24 protein-coding genes are annotated in these 18,376 nt (G+C 62.9%); 19 read left to right on the forward strand and 5 right to left on the reverse strand.

Annotated elements, in window-relative coordinates:
• Positions 1–85: 85 nt before the first annotated feature.
• The 18 genes from trbB to Q0S71_RS18145 are packed head-to-tail and all read left to right on the forward strand — an operon-like array spanning position 86 to position 13,862.
• Entirely contained in the window at positions 86–1,051 is a 966-nt protein-coding gene (trbB, locus tag Q0S71_RS18060) for a P-type conjugative transfer ATPase TrbB (RefSeq protein WP_295998853.1), read from the forward strand.
• 10 nt (positions 1,052–1,061) lie between these two features.
• The gene (gene trbC / locus Q0S71_RS18065) at positions 1,062–1,487 is read left to right on the forward strand and encodes an IncP-type conjugal transfer pilin TrbC (protein ID WP_295998856.1); all 426 of its coding nucleotides are present in this window, start codon (positions 1,062–1,064) and stop codon (positions 1,485–1,487) included.
• A gap of 2 nt (positions 1,488–1,489) precedes the next feature.
• A complete protein-coding gene (locus tag Q0S71_RS18070; RefSeq protein WP_295998859.1) occupies positions 1,490–1,801 on the forward strand; it encodes a conjugal transfer protein TrbD in 312 nt (103 codons plus the stop codon).
• Entirely contained in the window at positions 1,798–4,335 is a 2,538-nt protein-coding gene (locus tag Q0S71_RS18075) for a VirB4 family type IV secretion/conjugal transfer ATPase (protein WP_295998861.1), read from the forward strand. The genes Q0S71_RS18070 and Q0S71_RS18075 overlap by 4 nt, the downstream gene beginning before the upstream one ends.
• On the forward strand, positions 4,332–5,114 hold the full coding sequence (locus Q0S71_RS18080; protein WP_295998864.1) for a VirB8/TrbF family protein: 783 nt from the start codon (positions 4,332–4,334) through the stop codon (positions 5,112–5,114). The genes Q0S71_RS18075 and Q0S71_RS18080 overlap by 4 nt, the downstream gene beginning before the upstream one ends.
• 13 nt (positions 5,115–5,127) lie before the next feature.
• Positions 5,128–6,027, forward strand: coding sequence for a P-type conjugative transfer protein TrbG (gene trbG, locus Q0S71_RS18085; protein WP_295998867.1), 900 nt, complete (start codon positions 5,128–5,130; stop codon positions 6,025–6,027).
• A 1-nt stretch (position 6,028) separates the two neighbouring features.
• On the forward strand, positions 6,029–6,478 hold the full coding sequence (locus tag Q0S71_RS18090) for a conjugal transfer protein TrbH (RefSeq protein WP_295998871.1): 450 nt from the start codon (positions 6,029–6,031) through the stop codon (positions 6,476–6,478).
• 3 nt (positions 6,479–6,481) lie between these two features.
• A complete protein-coding gene (locus tag Q0S71_RS18095) occupies positions 6,482–7,939 on the forward strand; it encodes a TrbI/VirB10 family protein (RefSeq protein ID WP_295998875.1) in 1,458 nt (485 codons plus the stop codon).
• A 15-nt stretch (positions 7,940–7,954) separates the two neighbouring features.
• A complete protein-coding gene (gene trbJ, locus Q0S71_RS18100; RefSeq protein ID WP_295998878.1) occupies positions 7,955–8,731 on the forward strand; it encodes a P-type conjugative transfer protein TrbJ in 777 nt (258 codons plus the stop codon).
• Positions 8,732–8,741: 10 nt separating this feature from the next.
• Positions 8,742–8,942, forward strand: coding sequence for an entry exclusion lipoprotein TrbK (gene trbK / locus Q0S71_RS18105; RefSeq protein WP_295998880.1), 201 nt, complete (start codon positions 8,742–8,744; stop codon positions 8,940–8,942).
• A gap of 9 nt (positions 8,943–8,951) precedes the next feature.
• Entirely contained in the window at positions 8,952–10,628 is a 1,677-nt protein-coding gene (trbL, locus tag Q0S71_RS18110) for a P-type conjugative transfer protein TrbL (protein WP_295998883.1), read from the forward strand.
• 20 nt (positions 10,629–10,648) lie between these two features.
• Complete coding sequence (locus tag Q0S71_RS18115; RefSeq protein ID WP_295998886.1) at positions 10,649–11,017, forward strand: TrbM/KikA/MpfK family conjugal transfer protein; 369 nt, start codon at positions 10,649–10,651, stop codon at positions 11,015–11,017.
• Between the two features lie 28 nt (positions 11,018–11,045).
• On the forward strand, positions 11,046–11,627 hold the full coding sequence (locus tag Q0S71_RS18120; RefSeq protein WP_295998889.1) for a hypothetical protein: 582 nt from the start codon (positions 11,046–11,048) through the stop codon (positions 11,625–11,627).
• Positions 11,624–11,854 (forward strand): stable inheritance protein KleA, encoded by a 231-nt coding sequence (gene kleA / locus Q0S71_RS18125; RefSeq protein WP_295998892.1) that lies wholly within the window; start codon positions 11,624–11,626, stop codon positions 11,852–11,854. Before Q0S71_RS18120 ends, kleA begins: the two co-directional genes overlap by 4 nt.
• A complete protein-coding gene (locus tag Q0S71_RS18130; RefSeq protein WP_295998896.1) occupies positions 11,842–12,597 on the forward strand; it encodes a TraX family protein in 756 nt (251 codons plus the stop codon). Before kleA ends, Q0S71_RS18130 begins: the two co-directional genes overlap by 13 nt.
• 11 nt (positions 12,598–12,608) lie before the next feature.
• Positions 12,609–13,052, forward strand: a complete 444-nt coding sequence (locus Q0S71_RS18135; RefSeq protein ID WP_295998899.1) for an OmpA family protein — start codon at positions 12,609–12,611, stop codon at positions 13,050–13,052.
• Between the two features lie 45 nt (positions 13,053–13,097).
• Entirely contained in the window at positions 13,098–13,523 is a 426-nt protein-coding gene (locus Q0S71_RS18140; protein ID WP_295998903.1) for a hypothetical protein, read from the forward strand.
• A 30-nt stretch (positions 13,524–13,553) separates the two neighbouring features.
• On the forward strand, positions 13,554–13,862 hold the full coding sequence (locus Q0S71_RS18145; protein WP_295998905.1) for a hypothetical protein: 309 nt from the start codon (positions 13,554–13,556) through the stop codon (positions 13,860–13,862).
• Positions 13,863–14,073: 211 nt separating this feature from the next.
• Here the strand turns inward: Q0S71_RS18145 and Q0S71_RS18150 are convergent, their stop codons facing one another.
• The 5 genes from Q0S71_RS18150 to Q0S71_RS18170 all read right to left on the reverse strand — a co-directional run bounded on the left by Q0S71_RS18150 (position 14,074) and on the right by Q0S71_RS18170 (position 17,578).
• Positions 14,074–14,739, reverse strand: a complete 666-nt coding sequence (locus tag Q0S71_RS18150; RefSeq protein ID WP_295998908.1) for an SOS response-associated peptidase — start codon at positions 14,737–14,739, stop codon at positions 14,074–14,076.
• Positions 14,740–14,802: 63 nt separating this feature from the next.
• Positions 14,803–16,104 carry a Y-family DNA polymerase gene (locus Q0S71_RS18155; RefSeq protein WP_295998910.1) on the reverse strand — a complete coding sequence of 434 codons (1,302 nt, stop codon included), beginning with the start codon at positions 16,102–16,104 and terminating at the stop codon, positions 14,803–14,805.
• Between the two features lie 2 nt (positions 16,105–16,106).
• Positions 16,107–16,577: a LexA family transcriptional regulator gene (locus Q0S71_RS18160; RefSeq protein ID WP_295998912.1), complete on the reverse strand. Its 471-nt coding sequence runs from the start codon at positions 16,575–16,577 to the stop codon at positions 16,107–16,109.
• A 357-nt stretch (positions 16,578–16,934) separates the two neighbouring features.
• Positions 16,935–17,330, reverse strand: coding sequence for a type II toxin-antitoxin system VapC family toxin (locus tag Q0S71_RS18165; protein WP_295998914.1), 396 nt, complete (start codon positions 17,328–17,330; stop codon positions 16,935–16,937).
• The gene (locus Q0S71_RS18170) at positions 17,327–17,578 is read right to left on the reverse strand and encodes an AbrB/MazE/SpoVT family DNA-binding domain-containing protein (RefSeq protein ID WP_295998917.1); all 252 of its coding nucleotides are present in this window, start codon (positions 17,576–17,578) and stop codon (positions 17,327–17,329) included. The genes Q0S71_RS18165 and Q0S71_RS18170 overlap by 4 nt, the downstream gene beginning before the upstream one ends.
• A 178-nt stretch (positions 17,579–17,756) precedes the next feature.
• On the opposite strand from Q0S71_RS18170, the gene Q0S71_RS18175 reads away from it, so the two are divergent.
• Positions 17,757–18,323, forward strand: coding sequence for a recombinase family protein (locus Q0S71_RS18175; protein WP_295998920.1), 567 nt, complete (start codon positions 17,757–17,759; stop codon positions 18,321–18,323).
• The last annotated feature ends 53 nt before the right edge of the window (positions 18,324–18,376 follow it).

Genomic DNA, 18,376 nt, shown 5'->3' on the forward strand with positions numbered 1-18,376 from the left:
GATAAATATTTAATAATATTGTTTGAATCATGCTTTCGGTATATCCTTCGTCGTGTAGAATTGTGGCATTGACGGGAGGAATACCATGAACGATTCGGACGATGGTTTAGACATTTCAAGCGAGCGGGCCAAGCGCAAACTTGAACGCGACATGGGGCCGCTTCTGCTGGCGGCCCTGCACGACCCCAAAACGGTCGAAATCATGCTCAATGCCGATGGCCGGCTCTGGCAGGAACGACTTGGCGAGAAAATGAAGTGCATCGGCACCCTGCCCACGGCCAAGGGGACAGCGATCATCAAGACCGTTGCAAGCTGCCTCAACAAGACCATCACGGCGACTGACCCCAAGGTAGAGGGGGAGCTTCCCCTCGATGGCTCGCGCTTCGCCGGGCAGCTTCCCCCGATTGTCACGGCACCGACCTTCGCGATTCGTAAGAAGGCTATTGCCATCTATACCCTGGAGCAGTACGTCGAGGCGGGCATCATGTCGCAGCGCCACTACGAGGCGGTCAAGGCGGCCGTCAAGAACCATCGCAATATCCTGGTCATCGGCGGCACCGGCTCGGGCAAGACCACGCTGGTCAACGCAATCATCAACGAGATGGTGCTGTGCGATCCACTGGAACGTATCTGCATCATCGAGGATACGGGCGAAATCCAGTGCGCCGCCGAGAACTTCGTGCAGTATCACACCACCATTGACGTGCCGATGACGGCACTGCTCAAACTAATACTGCGCATGCGTCCTGACCGCATCCTGGTCGGCGAAGTGCGCGGCGCCGAAGCTTTGGACCTGCTCGATGCCTGGAACACCGGGCATGAGGGAGGCGCGGCAACGCTGCACTCCAACACGGCCAGCTCGGGCCTTGATCGCCTGGCATCGCTTATCAGTCGTAACGAAGCGGCGCCGACGAAGATTGAACCGCTCATAGGCGATGCGGTTCATGTTGTTGTTCATATCGCCCGCACCCCTGACGGCCGTCGCGTGGTCCAGGAAGTCCTTGAGATTTCCGGCTACGTGGACGGCAAATACCTCACCAAAACCATTTAGGAGCTTTCACATGCACGCTACTCTGTACCCACAACCAGGCCCCCTCAATCGCTCCACGATGTTCTACATCGCGTTCGCGCTTGTCATCGCCTACATTTTCCTGCTGCCGCAGGCCATGGCGTCCACCGGCACGGGCGGCTCGCTGCCGTACGAGGACTGGTTGACCAGTCTGCGTAACTCGGTGACGGGACCGGTGGCGTTCACGCTGTCGATCATCGGCATCGTGATCGCGGGCGGCGTCCTGATCTTCGGCGGCGACCTGAACGGCTTCTTCCGCACCCTGATGTTCCTGGTCCTGGTCATGGCCTTCCTGGTCGGCGCGCAGAACATGATGAGCACCTTCTTTGGTCGCGGCGCTGAAATCGCAGCCTTGGGCGATGCGGCGGCCACCCAAGTGCAGTTCATCGCAATGGCTGCAACGGGCCGGGTTGCCTAATCATGGCTCTCCGCGCGATCCCCATTCGTCGGGCCGGCAATCGACACAACCTGTTCATGGGAGGGGATCGTGAACTGGTGATGTTTACCGGGCTGATGGCATTCGCGCTGATATTCAGCGCACAAGAGCTGAGGGCGACGGTGGTGGGGCTTCTCCTGTGGTTCGGAGCATTGTATGTGTTCCGAAAAATGGCGAAGTCCGACCCGCGCATGCGCCACGTCTACATACGGCATCGCAAGTACAAGCCGTATTACCCGGCGCGCAGCACACCCTTCCGCATCAATCCCACCAGTCAAGGGAAGCAATACAAATGATTACCACCATAACCATTGTCATCGCGGCCCTCGGGGCCGTGCTGTTGCTTCTGCTGTTCCAGCGCATCCAGGCCGCGAACAGCCAATTGGAGCTGAAAAAGCACCGCTCGAAGGAGGCAGGCTTTGCCGACTTGCTGAACTACGCCGCCATGGTCGATGACGGCATCATCGTCGGAAAGAACGGCTCGTTCATGGCCTCCTGGCTGTACCAGGGCGAGGACAATGCCAGTAGCACCGACGAACAGCGCGAAATGGTTTCATTTCGCATCAACAAGGCGCTGTCGGGCATGGGCAATGGCTGGATGATCCACGTCGATGCCGCACGCCGGGATGCGCCGAACTATTCGCCGGCATCTGCTTCGAGCTTTCCCGATCCGCTCTCAACGGCGGTTGACGAAGAGCGGCGCCGGCTGTTCGAGGGCCTCGGCACCATGTACGAAGGCTTCTTCGTGTTGACCGTGACGTTCTTTCCGCCACTGCTGGCCGAGAAGAAATTCATCGAAATGATGTTCGATGACGAGGCCGAGGTGCAGAACCACCGCTCGCGCACCCAAGGGCTGATCGACACGTTCAAGCGCGATTGCACGAACATCGAGTCGCGCCTGTCGGAAGCCGTCAAGACGACGCGCCTGCGCGGCCAGAAGATCGTCCAGGAGGACGGTTCGACAGTCACGCACGACGATTTCCTGCGCTGGCTGCAGTTCTGCGTCACTGGCCTGAACCACCCCGTCCAGTTGCCCAACAACCCGATGTACCTGGACTCGCTGATCGGGGCGCAGGAAATGTGGTCGGGGGTCGTGCCGAGGATCGGCCGCAAGTTCGTCCAGGTCGTATCCATCGACGGCTTCCCCCTCGAATCGACACCCGGCATCCTGACCGCCCTCGGCGAGCAGCCGTGCGAATACCGTTGGTCGTCCCGTTTCATCTTCATGGACCACCATGAAGCGGTCGCGCACCTGGACAAGTTCCGCAAGAAGTGGAAGCAGAAGATTCGCGGCTTCTTCGACCAGGTGTTCAACACTAACTCGGGCGTGGTCGATGAAGACGCCGTGTCGATGGTGGCCGACGCCGCCTCTGCCATCGCCGAGGCCAATAGCGGCCTGGTCGCGCAGGGCTACTACACCAGCGTCGTCGTCCTCATGGACGAGAACCGCGACAGGCTGGCCACCTCGGCCGGCATGCTCGAAAAGGCGATCAACAGGATCGGCTTTAGCGCCCGGATCGAGACCATCAACACGCTCGACGCCTACCTGGGCAGTCTGCCGGGCCACGGCGTGGAGAACGTGCGCCGGCCACTCATCAATACGATGAACCTGGCCGACCTGCTGCCCACCAGCTCGATCTGGACGGGCCTCAACTACGCGCCTTGCCCGATGTACCCGCCGAACTCGCCGCCGCTGATGAGCTGCGTGACACACGGCGCGACGCCGTTCCGGCTCAACCTGCATTGGCTCGACCTCGGCCACACGCTCATGCTGGGCCCGACCCGCATGGGGAAATCGACCAAGTTGGCCCTGATCGCGCTGCAGGCCCTGCGCTACGCGGGCATGTCGATCTACTGGTTCGACAAGGGCATGTCGGCGTACCCGACCACCAAGGGAGTCGGCGGCGATCACTACGAGGTCGCGGCCGACGACAGCAAGCTGGCATTTTGCCCGCTGCAATTCCTCGACACCAAGAGCGACCGCGCCTGGGCCATGAGCTGGATCGACGTTTGTTGCGCGCTCAACGGCCTGGTCACGACGCCGGAACAGCGCAACGCGATTGGCGAGGCGATCTTCGACATGAAGAAGAGCGGCGGCAAGACCATGACCGACTTCGTGCTGACGATCCAGGACAAGTCAATCCGTGCGGCGCTGGAGCAGTACACCGTCGCTGGCCTGATGGGCCACATCCTCGACGCCGAGGAAGACGGCCTCAGCCTGTCGAAGTTCACCACGTTCGAGATCGAGAAGCTGATGAAGCTGGGCGAGAAGTACACGCTGCCGGTGCTGCTGTACCTGTTCAGGCGGATCGAGGTCAGCCTGACAGGCCAGCCGGCGATGATCCTGATTGACGAGGCCTGGCTGATGCTGGCGCACCCGGCGTTCCGCGACAAGATCGAGGAAATGCTGCGGTCCTTCGCGAAGCTCAATTGCGTCGTCGTCCTGTCCACGCAGAGCCTGGCCGAGGCCTCCAAGAGCGGGATCATGGACATCATCATCGAATCGACCGCCACCAGGATTTACCTGCCCAACAAGGATGCCAAGGCCGAGGCGGCGACGGCCCTGTACAAGCAGACCGGCCTCAACACCAAGCAGATCGACATCATCGCGACGGCGACGCCGAAGCGTCAGTATTACGTCGTCTCCGAGGCCGGGCGCAGGCTCTACGAGGCCGCCGTGGGGCCGCTGGCATTGGCGTTCGCCGGCTCGACCGACAAGAAGTCCATCACCAAGATCAAGGAGCTGGAAGCTTTGCATGGCGATAGGTGGATACACGAATGGCTCGCCATCAAGGGCCTCAACCTCAACGACTACGGAGTTACAGCATGAACATCGTAAACATGATTAAAGGGCTGGTCCTCAAGAAGCCGAGCGACGGCGATGAGCGCGGGAGCGACGAACCAGTTGAAGGCGGACGACGCCAGGGGGAAAATCCGAACCCCTACCTCAATGCGCGCCGTACCTGGAACCACATCGGCGCCGCCAATATGGCGAGTCGCCAGATGGCCCAAATCCTGGGCGTGCTCGCGCTCCTGGTGGCGCTCGCTGCGGTTGGCGGCAATGTGTACATCGGCAGCCAGTCCAAGTTTGTGCCGTACGTGATCCAGGTGGACAAGCTGGGGCAAGCTGCGGCAGTGGCGCCAGCGCAGCGCGCCGGCCCGGACGATACGGCCGCACGCTTGGCGGTCGTCCATTCCTCGGTGGCTTCCTGGATTTCAGACATTCGCATGGTCACGCCCGACATCGCGCTGCAGCGCAAAGGCGTGTTCCATGTCTACTCGATGCTGTCGGCGAACGATGCGGCGACCGCGAAGGCGAACGAACACCTCAACGGCAGCGAGTCGAGCAACCCGTTCAAGCGTGCCGAGACCGAGACCGTGAGCGTCGAAATCGACACGGTGCTGTACCAGGCCGGCGAGACGTGGCAGGTCGATTGGATCGAGACTACCCGCGACCGGCAGGGCGGCATGAAGGGCAAGCCGCAGCGCTGGCGAGCGCTGGTGACGGTCTACACCGTCGCGCCAACCGCCGACACCACGGAGCAGCAGATTCGTGACAACCCGCTGGGAGTCCACGTCCGCGACTTCTCCTGGTCCAAACAACTTTAAAAGGGGCAACTCCATGAAAAAGCAGTTCGTAGTTATGATCTTGGGCGCGCTGCCCCTGCTCGCACTGGCCGCCGACAAGCCAGCCGCAGACTCGGCCGACGCCTTCTTCGCGAAGAAGAATCCCACGTTGACGCCGCAGGAAAAGAACGCCATCGCCATCGCCCAAAAGTGGCAGGCGAACGGCGCCGACGCGGCCGGCATGAAGCCGGTGGCGGGACCTGGCGGTGTGGTGCGCTTCGTGTACGGCGTCCAGCAGATCAACATCGTGTGCGCCGTCCTGCAGGTGTGCGACGTGGAGCTGCAGCCAGGCGAACAGGTAAACAACCTGAACCAGGGCGATCCGCGCTTCACGGTCGAGCCGGCCGTCAGCGGCGTCGGTGCCGGCGAAGTCCAGCACCTCATCATCAAGCCGCTCGACGTGGCCCTGGACACGACCCTGATCGTCACCACCAACCGGCGCACGTACCACATGAAGCTGCGCTCGCACCGGACGCAGTACATGCCGCGAGTCGGCTTCACCTATCCAGAGGATGCGGCGGCCAAGTGGGACGCGATTCGCACCCGCGAGGTCCGTGAAAAGACCGAACAGACCATCCCGCAGACGAAGGAGGTTTTGAGCGACTTGAACTTCAAGTACGCCATCGACGGCGCGGTGGCCTGGAAGCCGGTCCGCGTCTACAACGACGGCGTGCGGACCGTGATCCAGATGCCGGCCGCCATGGCGCAGACCGAGGCGCCGGCCCTGCTGGTAGTGCGCAAGGAGGGCGGCCTGTTCACCGACGACGAGACCGTACAGGTCAACTACCGCGTGCAGGGCGACCGCTACATCGTGGACACCGTGTTCGACAAGGCCATCCTGATTGCAGGCGTCGGGCACGGCCAGGATCGCGTGACCATCACGAAGGAGAAATGACATGCAAAAGACCGCTCTACTCGTCTTTCTCGTCGCCGGCCTAGCCGGCTGCGCCTCCACCCCGGCGCCTGGCACCTACGGCAGCTTCGTGCAGGCGCCGGTGGCCACCGACGACAAGGCCATGGCCGACGACGTGGTGAAGAAGCTGGCGGTACTGTATCCGCCAGCGAAGACCCGGTTCAACCTGCAGCACGCCACGCCCGACGCCTTCGGCATCGCCATGGTGACGACGTTGCGGGCCAAGGGCTACGCGGTCGCAGAGGTCAAGCCGGGCGCTCAGGTTCCAGCCTTGGCGGCCGGCGAGCAGTCCCTTGCCTACATCCTCGACCAGCCGCTCGACGCCGGCCTGTACCGCGTCACGATCTTGGTCAACAGCCAAACCCTGTCACGGGTCTACCAGTCGGCGGGCGGCGCGGTGACGCCGGCCGGCGCTTGGGTACGGAAGGAGTAACCGATGAGCACCAATACCGAAGACGTGATGTCCCCGGACGCATCGCCAGGCGAGCAGTCGAGCAAGCGCAGCGGCGTTCGCCGCGTCAACAACATGCCGCTCTACCTCATAGGCGGCGGCCTGGGCGTGTTCCTCCTGATTATGGTCCTGGTCGCGTCGGACCGGGCGGCGAAACAGAATGCGCCAGAGCAGGCTGCGGCGCAGAAGAAGGCCGGCGACACCAATAATTTCGCCAAGGAGATTGCCGGTAACCAGAAGGACGGCATCGTGCAGGCCAAGGCGGCGCCACCAGCCGTTCCAGACCTGAACGCGCCGAATAGCTCGGTGGCCGTCGCCCGCCCAGCGAACCTCGATCTGCCTCCCGCCCCGCCAGGTGGGGCGCCGATGCAGCCGCCGTCGTCGCAGCAGCAGATGGCCCAGCAGCAGCGCAGCCCCGTCGATGAGCAAGCCGAGCGCATCCGCCAGATGAAGGAACAATTGCTGATGGAAGCGATCCGAGCGAAATCTGGCGTGTCGTACGCGCCGCCGCGCAGCGCGGCGTCGAGCCAGGGCCTGGCAGGCCCCGGCGCGCTCGGCGCGGCCCCGGCGACCCGCGAAGAGACCCTGCAGCGGATCGCGGCCGTACGCCAGCAGCTCGACGCGGCCACGCGGGACGACCCCACGGCGGCGTACAAGGCGCGCCTGCAGCAGTTGCAGGCGGCCGGCGTCGTCCCGGCCAGTGCCGGCGCCGGCGCGGGGCAGGGCGGCGGCCTCGCTGGCGGGGCGCCCAAGCTGGTCCAGACGGCGGCTGGTCGCAACGACGTGGCCCAGTTCGCCGGCACTGGACAGGGCGACCGTTGGCGCCTGGAGTCGCAGCCGGAGGCGCCGCGCTCGCCGTACGAGCTGCGCGCCGGCTTCGTAGTGCCGGCGACGCTTATCTCAGGGATCAATTCGGAGCTGCCGGGCCAGATCATGGCGCAGGTCAGCCAGGACGTATACGACACGCCGCTGGGCAAGTACAAGCTGATCCCGCAAGGCTCGCGCCTGGTGGGCAGCTACGCCAGCGATGTCGCCTACGGGCAGTCGCGGATTCTGATCGGCTGGCAACGGATCATCTTCCCGGACGGCAAAGCCATGGATATCGGCTCGATGCCGGGCGCCGACAGCGCCGGCTACGCCGGCTTCAAGGACCAGGTGAACAACCATTACTTCCGGCTGTTCGGCTCGGCCTTCCTGATGTCGGCCGTCACAGCAGGGGTCGCGCTGAGCCAGCCGGACCAGGGGCCAAACAACGCCCGCCCGACAGCCAGCAGCGCCATGAGCGAGGCCCTGGGGCAGCAGCTCGGCAATGTGACGGCCCAGCTCATATCGAAGAACCTCAACATAGCGCCAACCCTGGAAATCAGGCCGGGATATCGTTTTAACGTCATCGTCACAAAGGACATGACTTTCTCGAAGCCTTACCAGGCTTTTGATTATTAACTTCAAGGAGAAAATATGAAACCGCTCACCCGAAAAGTTTTAGCCGCTAAAGTCGCTTTGCTGATGGCCGTGTCCTCGATCCCTGGTGGCATCACGCCGGCCTATGCCGGCATCCCCGTGATCGACGGCGCCAACCTGGGCCAGAACATCATGAACGTGATCGAAAGCGTCGCCCACACCGCCAAGCAAATCCAGCAGTACCAGACCCAACTGCAGCAGTACGAGAACATGCTGAAAAACACCACGCAGCCATCGATGCAGATTTGGGACGCGGCGACCACGACGATGAACCAGTTGCGTGGCTCCATCGACACGTTGAACTATTACAAGACAAGCCTGGGCAGCATCGACGCCTACCTCGGCAAGTTCAAGGACACGGCCGGCTACCGGGCGAATCCGTGCTTCTCGCCGACTGGCTGCACGCCGGCCGAGTGGAGCGCCTTGAAGGACCAGGAACGCATCGGGTCGGAGTCGCAAAAGAAAGCGACCGATGCCCTGTTCAAGGGGCTTGAAAAGCAGCAGGACGCAATGGAAAGCGATGCCACGCAATTGCAGCGCTTGCAGTCAGCGGCCAACGGCGCCCAGGGCCAGATGGAGGCGATAGGGTACGCCAACCAGTTGGCGAGCCACCAGTCGAACCAGCTCCTTCAAATCAGGGGATTGTTGATCGCGCAGCAGAACGCCGTGGCGACACGCAATCAGGCGCTGGCGGATCGCGAGGCGAAGGAGGCGGCGGCCTCCGACCAGATTCGCGCCGGCACGTTCCATCCGTCCACCGGCCGGACTTGGTAAGGGGAGCCCGATGATGAAGATCAAAGCGCAAATACTGATCGCCGTTGCGGCGGCGACGCTCCTGGGCGGCTGCTATCAAAAGGTCGAGGTAGCGACAACACCTTGCGACGAGTTGGGCAAGACCACCGATCCAAAACTCCAGGCTGAATTGGAGAAGAAGTGCGGTCGCGGCGGCCCGGCCTACAAGCCAAGCTCCGGCAAAACCTGGTAAGGAACGACTATGAAAATGCCAGTCATTAAGATGTCTCGGATTGCGTGGCTGCTGCTCTTGTGGCTGGCGGTTTTCTCAGTTCGCGCATACGCGGCCGGACCAGGCGCGACTAGCGACGACGTGATGGACAATGTGCTGAACCGGTACGCCACGGTAGCGAGCACCTGGGGGGGTCTCATGACCACCAGGGCGACCTGGTTGTTCTGGCTCCTGGTAGTCATCAGCATGGTCTGGACGTTCGGTTTGATGGCCTTGCGCAAGGCCGACATCGGCGAGTTCTTCGCTGAGTTCATCAGGTTCACCATGTTCACGGGTTTCTTCTGGTGGCTGCTGATGAACGGTCCTCGCTTCGCGACGGACATCATGACCTCGCTCAGAATGATCGGCGCGCAGGCGTCGGGACTACCGAACACGCTGGCCCCCTCCGGGATAGTCGATATAGGTTTCGACATCTTCAACAAGGTTGTGGATCAATCCACGGTCTGGAAACCCATGGACAGCCTGTTCGGCCTTCTGCTAAGCATGGCCATCCTCATCGTTTTCGCGCTCATCGGCGTGAACATGCTGCTGTTGCTGATCAGCGGCTGGATTTTCGCGTACGCGGGCGTTTTCATCCTGGGCTTCGGCGGATCGCGGTGGACCTCGGACATGGCTATCGGCTATTTCAAATCCATTTTGAACATCGGCCTGCAACTGATGACCATGGTTCTCCTGGTCGGCATCGGCAAGTCCTTCGTGGACTCGTACTACGTGTCGATGAGCGCCGGTATGACGCTCAAGGAATTGGCCGTCATGGCCGTGGTGGCTGCGATCCTCCTGGCGTTGGTGGCGAAAGTGCCGCCGCAGGTCGGTGCGCTGGCGGGCGGCTCGACCGGCAGCCTCGGCTCGAACTTCGGGGTAGGGGCGGCGGTCGGCGCCGCCGCGATGGGCGCTGCCGCCGTCGCCACGGCCGGCGCAGCGCTGGCTGCTGGCGCCGCTGGCGGTGCTGGCGGCCTGTCGGCGCTCAAGGCGGCATTCGCCAGCGCGAGCGCTTCCGAGGCCGCTGGCAGTGGTTCCAGCGCCTTGATGAGTGCTGCAGGGGGCGCGGGTGCGGAAGCGAGCGGCGGCGCAAGCGCGCTCGCCTCGGCCATGGGCGATTCCTCAAGTGGCGGCGGTACCGGATCGGGCGGCGGTTCGGGTTCCGGCGCCGGCAGCTCGGGCAGCTCGGGCAGCACCGACACCGGGGCGGGATCGGCGGCAGCGAACGACGGCGCGGCCGGACCAGGCGGCTCCGAGGCGTCGGCTTCCGGCGCCGGGTCGGACGGCGGCGCCGGGGGCGACAAGGGGGCCGGCGCCGGCAGCGCGAGCGGCGACGCCGGGTCGCCAGGCGAGGTCAAACCCAGTCGGCCGATGTCCGCTGCCGGCGCGCTGGCGGCCAAGGCCGGACGGATCGCGGCCGGCACGGCCGTCAACCTCGCGCAGGGTTCGTACGACGTTGCCAAGGACCGCGCGCTTGGCATCAAGGACAGCATGAAGGAGCGCATCGCCGACACGACAGGCGGCCGGATCGCGGCGGCCATCCAGGCAAGACAGGCCGCTACCAGCAGCGGCGGCGAGTCGGCCACGTTCGAGGAGAACAGTCTTTCGGGCGCCAAGTCGGCCGAAGCTGCAGAGGAAATCGCGGCCTTCCGCGACCGTAAATCGTAACCATCTTGAAGGGGAACATCATGAAATTGAAGGCGATAATTGCCGCATCCGTGGTCGCTGCGACCGCATCGGCGCCGCTGGCCACCAGCGCGCAGGAGGTCCTGACCGGCGACACCAAACTGGCCTGCGAGGCCATCATGTGCCTGGCCTCGCCCACCAGGCCGGCCGAATGCATGGCCGCGATCACGAAGTACTTCAGCATTTCGCTACGCCGATTCAGCAGCACGCTCCGCGCCCGCAAGAACTTTCTGTCGCTCTGCCCTCGGGTCGATCCGGACACGATCAACCAGGTTGTGAACAACAACCCGCCCGAGCCAGATCCGCCAGAAGTGCCGTTGCCGGTCCCGTGCGACCCGCGCAATCAGGCCATCAAGTGCCAAGAACGCTAACGGACCGAACCCCAAACACGGACCCATCATGCCCATCGACCTCCCCCCGTTCATGCAGGAACGCATCGTCTGCTCCGTCGCGGCAGCGGCCAAGTACGACATACCCGCAAACATCCTGCTGGCCGTGGCCGAGAAGGAGAACGGCAGGGCGGGGCAGTGGGTCCTGAACAGCAGCAACGGGAGCCACGACGTGGGGCCGCTGCAGTTCAACACGAACTATCTGCGCGAACTGGCGCCGTACGGGATCGCCCCGAGCCATGTGGCGGCGGCCGGGTGCTATCCGTTCGACCTGGCCGCCTGGCGGCTGCGCAAGCACATCAGGTACGACATGGGCGACCTTTGGACGCGGGCCGCGAACTACCATTCGCGGACCCCGCAGTTCAATCAGGTCTACAGGGCCGACTTGATCGTCCGCGCCGCCAAGTGGGCCGATTGGCTCGGCAAGCACTACCAGACGCACGACCAGGCCATGGCCGACGCGGCGCTGCCGGCGCCGGCCGCCGCGCCGGCCACGGCACCGGCCATTACGCCGGCCGCGCCCCCGGTCAAGTACGTCCCGCGCCGGCTGATCGTAAGCGCGAGCGCGTCGCCGGCCGGGGAAACGCGGTGAACGCGGTCATGCCGTGGATCGGCGCGCTGGCCGGCGTGGCCGCGACCGACTTCCTCGCTCGGCGCGACCGCATCGAGGCCATGACGCGCCTGGCGCGGACGCCTGGCGCCGCCTCGGCAGCGCTGCTGGCCGAGGCGTACGTGGCCGCGTGCATGCTCGAAGGCGACGCCAAGGCCCATTGGTCGATTGACGAAGTGGAACAGGCCCGGAAGGCATGCGGATCATGAACTTACCGCGCACCACAGCACAGGCGGCGAACGGCACCGCGTCGCTTCCTCGGCTCGTCGCGGCCGATGGCGCGCTCGAAGCCGTCAAATGGCTCGCCCTGGTCCTGATGACTGGCGATCACGTCAACAAGTATCTGTTCAACGGAACCAAGGAATGGCTGTTCGACAGCGGCCGCATCGCCATGCCGCTGTTCGTCTTCGTCCTGGCGTACAACCTCGCCCGGCCGGGCGCGATGGATCGCGGGGTCTACCAGCGGACGACCTGGCGCCTCCTGGTCGTCGGCGGCGTCACCATGCCGGCCTTCGTCGCCCTGGGCGGCTTGGTGGCCGGCTGGTGGCCGCTGAACATCATGTTCACCATGGCGGCCATCGCCGGCATGCTGCACCTGGTCGACCGCGACAGCGTGGCCGGCCGGGCGGGCGCTGCCGGCGTGTTCCTCGCAGCCGGCGCCATGGTCGAGTTTTGGTGGCCGGCCCTCGCGCTCGGCCTGGCAGTTTGGCTTTACAGCAGGCGCCCGTCATGGACGGCGATAGCGCTCGCGGTCGCGGCCTTTGGTGGCCTCTGGTACGTCAACGGCAACCCGTGGGCGCTGGCGGCCGTGCCGATCGCTCTCGGGGCTTCTGGCGCCGCTCTGCGCGTTTCACGGCTGCGATGGGTGTTTTATGCCTATTACCCGGCGCACCTGGTGGCGCTTTTGTTGATCCGAATCCCGATGAGCAAGGCGGGATACCTTTTCTTCTGATTGGAGACTTCATGTACAAAACCTACCACCTGGCCGTTGCTTTTCTCCTGGTCGCGGCCAGTCACGTCGTGTCGGCGCAGGCCGAGTACCAAGGCACGCCCGTGTCCACCACCGTCTTCATTTTGTTCGCCAACGGCAGCACGGCATTTCGCCCGACGACGGCCAGCGTCGAAACCTTGTTGAACGCCAGGGACGCGGCCATGGTGACGATTCGCGGCCGGACCAGCACGAATACCCCGACCGCGCAGGACGAGGCCTTGGCGCTGGCTAGGGCGACGGCGGCGCGGGCTTACCTGATCCGCCAAGGCGTCTCACCGCTGAAAATAATGGTCAACTACGCTTCCGCGTCCGACTTCATCGCCGACAACGCCACGGCCGCCGGCCGGCTGGAAAACCAGCGCGTCGAGATCGACCTGGTTCACGTTCCATCGAACTTGAAGGAGTCCCAACAATGAAAACATCACTTCGCATCAAGTGTTTTAGCCGCTAAAGGAGGCAACGTGGATTATTTTCGCGGAGCGGTTGTGCTGGTGGCGTGCATGATCGCCGCCTATAAAATCGTGAAATGGCTGTGGCCGATCATCGAGCAGCGCAAGACCCTGACGCCTATCCAGATGATCGAGCGCGCTATGATGGCGCCCGGCGAGGAAATGGAACGTCAGGCTACGGTATTCGGATCGAGGCGCAAGACGCTGGTGGTCGGCCTGGTCAATCTTGGCCTGATATGCGCCTGGGGCTTCTTGGCCCGTTGGCCCTTGTTCTTGTGGTTCGGTGTGGCATATCAGTGCATAGGCCACCTGGTCATCAGGGCCATGCGTGTCCCGATCACGCCGGAGCCGTCAAGCTTGAAATTCCATAACCGGGTGTGGCTGCGCATGTTCTATGCGTGGTTTTGGCCGGTATACCTGGCCTACCGCCGCAAGTAGGCCGTTGACCGATCAATAGGGAGCAGGGCGATGAACATCGAGGAAGCGAAACAAGTAATGGAGGGCGTGCCGAGTTGGCAGAGAGGCGCGCTCGATACAGCCCTGGAGCGCTACAAGCGCTTTTCTGGCATCTATACGATGGGCGAGCTGGCGGACGAGCTGGCGGCGGATCGGGCGACGTACCCGAATTTGCTAAAATTCAGCGACGGCATGCCGGTCCTCAACGACGAACGTTGCGTTGAATTCATGGTGGCCGTTTCCGGACTTCCTGCTGCTTGGTGCGCGGCATGGAACGAGATTGACTTCATGGACGAGCATGCCGATCAGCTCGCCTCCTAACGCGAAAGGTAGCCATCATGCCGACGTTGAACGAAGTCACGCAAGCGCTCTGCAATTGCATGGCGGCCGAGCCGCCAGTCAATTACGTGCTCTCGAAGGATGCGAGCCAGCTCGGCACGGTATACGCCGAAATGGCGTACTTCAAGCAGGCGGAGCGCCCGCTTGACGCGCTTAGTCCCAAGCAGGCGAACGCCTTTGGGCGCTGGATTTCTCAATCTCCGGCTGCAGGGGCAGAATCCTTGGGAGGTTTGGGGGCCGGCTCGGCAGCCATCAGCTCGGCCGGATAGAGGCCCAAAAATGCGCGGGCCAATTCCGGGTTCCGGCAATGTAGCCATTCGTCATATTCGTCCGGAGGAACGATCACCAGCGAGCGCTTTTCCTGGCCCGGTTTGTGAAAGTGCTCCATGAGGTCGTGGCCGGCCGCGTTGATCGTGAGCTGAGTGAAGGAGTAGGCCACCCCGCCATCGGCTTCGGGCCACTCCCGCCATAGGCCGGCCACCGCGAACGGCCGCGTATCACGCATGCCGATACCCCAACGGACATGCTTGCCCGTTTCCCAGTTGGGTTCATAGAATCGATCCATCGGAACAAGGCATAGCTGGCCCTCGCGCCATGGCTTAGCGTAGCTCCGCTTCGTACCAACATCCTCCGACCTGGCGTTCATCGTGCTGAACTTCTTGACATGTGGCGGGATTTTTTTTTGCGGCACCATACCATATGATCCCACCAGTGTCTCGCGCTCGCCATTCGCGCCAAGGCGGATGATCGGTGCGCGGTAGTCCTGCCAGGTCTCGGCCGGCCACTCGGCGTCGGCCGGCGCGACGGTGTTGAAGAAGTCGAGGCCATGCTGGCTAACAGGCGTGTAATTGATGCACATGGGCTGCTTTCGGTGACGAAACAGGATGATTTTACAAGACAGGTGTTGCCGGCGCCGCTCCGATCAGTTCGCAAGCGCCCTGGGCAATTCGTCCCATCTGGTCGTGTAACAGGGGGTCTTGTTCTCGGCGCGCATCGCCCAGCGCGGTGCCAGACCGGCCGAGCCAAGATGCACGGCGTCGCGGCCGAAGCGCTGGTTCAGCGCATCGAGCGCTGCCATCACGCGCACCGATTTCTCGCGCTCACGTGGGGCGTCGAACAGCGTTCCCTGGCGGATCGCGCCGGGCGCCAGGTTCATCAGCATGACGCCGGCTTTCTTGTATTGGAAACCCTCGCGGTAGATGGCGGCTAGGCCCAGCAGCGCGGCGCCGGCAAGAATTCGGTTGTCGTTGGTCGGCTCAATCAGCGGCACCGTGAGTCCGTTGCTGTATTGCGGGTCCTGCTGGCGGAAAGGGTTCGTTTGCACGAACACGTGGACCGCGCCGCACACGGAGCGTTGCGCCCGCAGCTTTTCGCCGGCACGGGCGATGTACGTCGATACCGCCTCTTCCAGCTCGGCCAGGCTGACGGCCATGGCGCCGAAGGACTTGGACGAGACTATCTCCTGACGAGGGGGCGCGACTTCTTCGAGGGCTAGGCACGACAAGCCACGCAGCTCCTGGCACGTCCGCTCCATGACCACGCCGAAGCGGGCACGTATATCGCGCGGCGACGCGTTCTTGAGGTCCTGGACGGTGTGGATGTCCATGTCGTGCAGCTTGGCGGCGATGCGCCGGCCGACGCCCCACACCTCGCCCACGTCGATCCTCTCGAACAGCCAGCGTTCGCGGGCGGCCGACATATTGGTGAAGTCGCACACACTGTCGAAGAGGGGGACCTTTTTTGCGACATGGTTGGCCAGCTTCGCCAAAGTCTTGGAACTGCCCACGCCAACGCATACGGGCAGGCTGGTCCATTGAAGTATCTGCGCCCGGATCGCCTGGCCCATGGCCGTGGGCGACGGCCAGAGACCGCCCAGGCCGTTTAAGCTGAGGAACGATTCGTCGATGCTGTAGACCTCGACATTAGGGCTATAGCTGCGCAGGATCATCATGATCCTGTTGCTCATGTCGCCGTACAGCGCGTAATTCGAGCTGAGGCCGACGATGCCGTATTGCCGCACAAGGTCCTTCATCTGGAACCACGGTGTGCCCATCTTGACGCCGAGGGCCTTGACCTCGTTGGACCTGGCGACGCAACAGCCATCGTTATTCGACAGCACGACCACCGGCCGGTCGCGCAGCCTGGGGTTGAACGCTCTTTCGCACGACACGTACATATTGTTGACATCGACCAGCGCGAACACCTGGGAGCTTGCGTCGGCCATGGCTACACGCGGTACTTGCGGACGACGGCCGTCACCACGCCCCACAGTTGCAACTCCTGGCCCTCGACCAGCCGGATCGGCGCGAAGGAGGGATTCTCCGGGTGCAGCTCGATGACACCGTGTAGGTGGTGCAAGCGCTTCAAGGTGTACTCCCCGTCCACGACGGCGAGTACGTAGTGTCCGTGGCACGGATTGACAGAGCGGTCCACAAGCACGATATCGCCGTCCAGGATGCCGGCGCCGGAAACGCTCTCGCCAACGACGCGAAAGAAGAACGACGCCTCCTTGTGCTGCACCAGGTAGGCGTTGAGGTCGAGTCCCTTTTCGATGTAATCCGCTGCCGGCGACGGAAAGCCGGCAGCCAGCTTGTGCTGCAGAAGCGGCCGGAAACTTCGCGGCGGCTGCAGTGCTGCCGGCTGCGCCTCGCGGTCGGCGACATTGTTGATCTGGTCTGGTAATTCGATGAAATTCATTTGGAGCCTCGCACCTGTATTTATATACAGTATAGCGCGGGGCGCGCAGTTGGAATAAATCAACAGTAGCCCCGATGGAGGCCGACCGCGTGGCCCGGTCGGATCGCGCAACGCGGTCGGCCGGCTCGTCATGGGTATCCCCTTGGAGTACCATCCGATTCTGGTACTGTATAGACTGCAAATAGGCCTATCCGGGTGTCATTTTCAGCAGGCGACTGCACCAGCACACGGGGCTGGCCGCTCCGTGTGCATAGAACTTTTGAACGGGATGTATCAGGAGTCCTATACACGATGTGCCGCGAGAGGCAGGAATAGCTCAGAAGTCCATTGCACCGTGCTCGTTCATGCTCATGTCCGTCACAAAAGGAGCGTTGATTGCCCTTGAGCCGTGAGAAGTGCCACCGCCTTCTTGTCGAAGGAAACGAAGGTTTCCCCGCCAAGCCAATTGCCCTCGTAGGCAATAACGCCATCGGCAAAATCGCCCCCCGCATCGAGCACCAGCAAACCGGCCTCCACGGCGGGCCGGTTCACTTCCACGTTGGCTGCGGCCAGTAGCGCCCGGATCGCGCTGGCCGCGTCGGCTTGCTGGAAGCCATATACGCGGAGCAGCACCCAAACGAATTCGCATAGACACGGCAGCGCGACCGCGATCAACTCGGCATCGGTCAAGACTGCGGCGGCGACGGTCGCTTGTAATGGATCATCACGCACAACAGCACGCACAAGGACGTTGGTATCGACTGCGACCTTCATTTCTTGCCTGCCCATCCCTGTGCAGCCGCCTCGTTGATTTCTTCGATGGTGGCAACCTTCTGCATTTTGCCCGCGAGCAGGCCGACAAAGCTGGCTATCGTCCCAGCGGGCCGCGCCGCCTTGAGTACGCCCCGACCATCTGGCAGCAAGTCCAGCTCGATCTTTTCACCTGGCTTGATGCCAAGGTGTTGCAATACGTCTTTCCGAAACGTCACTTGCCCCCGTGCGGTAACGGTCAAGGTAGTCATAGTGTGCTCGCAATCTCGTAGGTTGATGCTTCGCATGGTAATGCAAAAACGCCTTACTGTCAATGTCCGTCAAACGATCATTAGGCGGCCATGCCGGGTGTTGTCCGACAATGCACTTGATTAACGGGTTGTCGGACATTAAGATAGGCGGACGGAATAACGGACAAAAGGACGTACAATGGCACTTATTGGCTATGCGCGGGTTTCGACTGCGGAACAGGACACCGCCTTGCAAACGGATGCGCTGCGTATGGCGGGCTGCGAACGGATTTTTGAGGACTCTATTTCCGGAACTAAGATCAACCGCCCCGGCTTGGCCGCCGTGCTGGCCTTTCTGCGCGATGGAGATGTACTGGCCGTTTGGCGACTGGATCGGCTTGGCCGCTCTCTACCGCATCTGATTGAGGTCATCGGCGGGCTCGAAGCGCGTGGCGTCGGGTTCCGGTCGCTGACGGAAAGCATTGACACGACCACATCGGGCGGGCGGCTCTTCTTTCATGTGTTCGGCGCATTAGGGCAGTTCGAACGCGATTTGATCCAAGACCGAACCAAAGCCGGGTTGGCCGCCGCCGCTGCTCGTGGCCGCAAAGGGGGCCGCAAGCCGGTTGTCACCGCTGACAAGTTGCAGCGAGCGCGGGAACACATCGCCAACGGGCTGAACATCCGCGAGGCTGCCGCACGGCTCAAGATCGGCAAGACAGCCCTTTACGCCGCCTTGCAGGGGGCGAGTGCAGCCGACTCCTGACAATCTGCGCAGTTTATAGAAATGCCTAATCGCCAGGCGATCCGTCGATACGG

Source organism: Rugamonas sp., assembly GCF_025354735.1.
GTDB lineage: Bacteria > Pseudomonadota > Gammaproteobacteria > Burkholderiales > Burkholderiaceae_D > Rugamonas.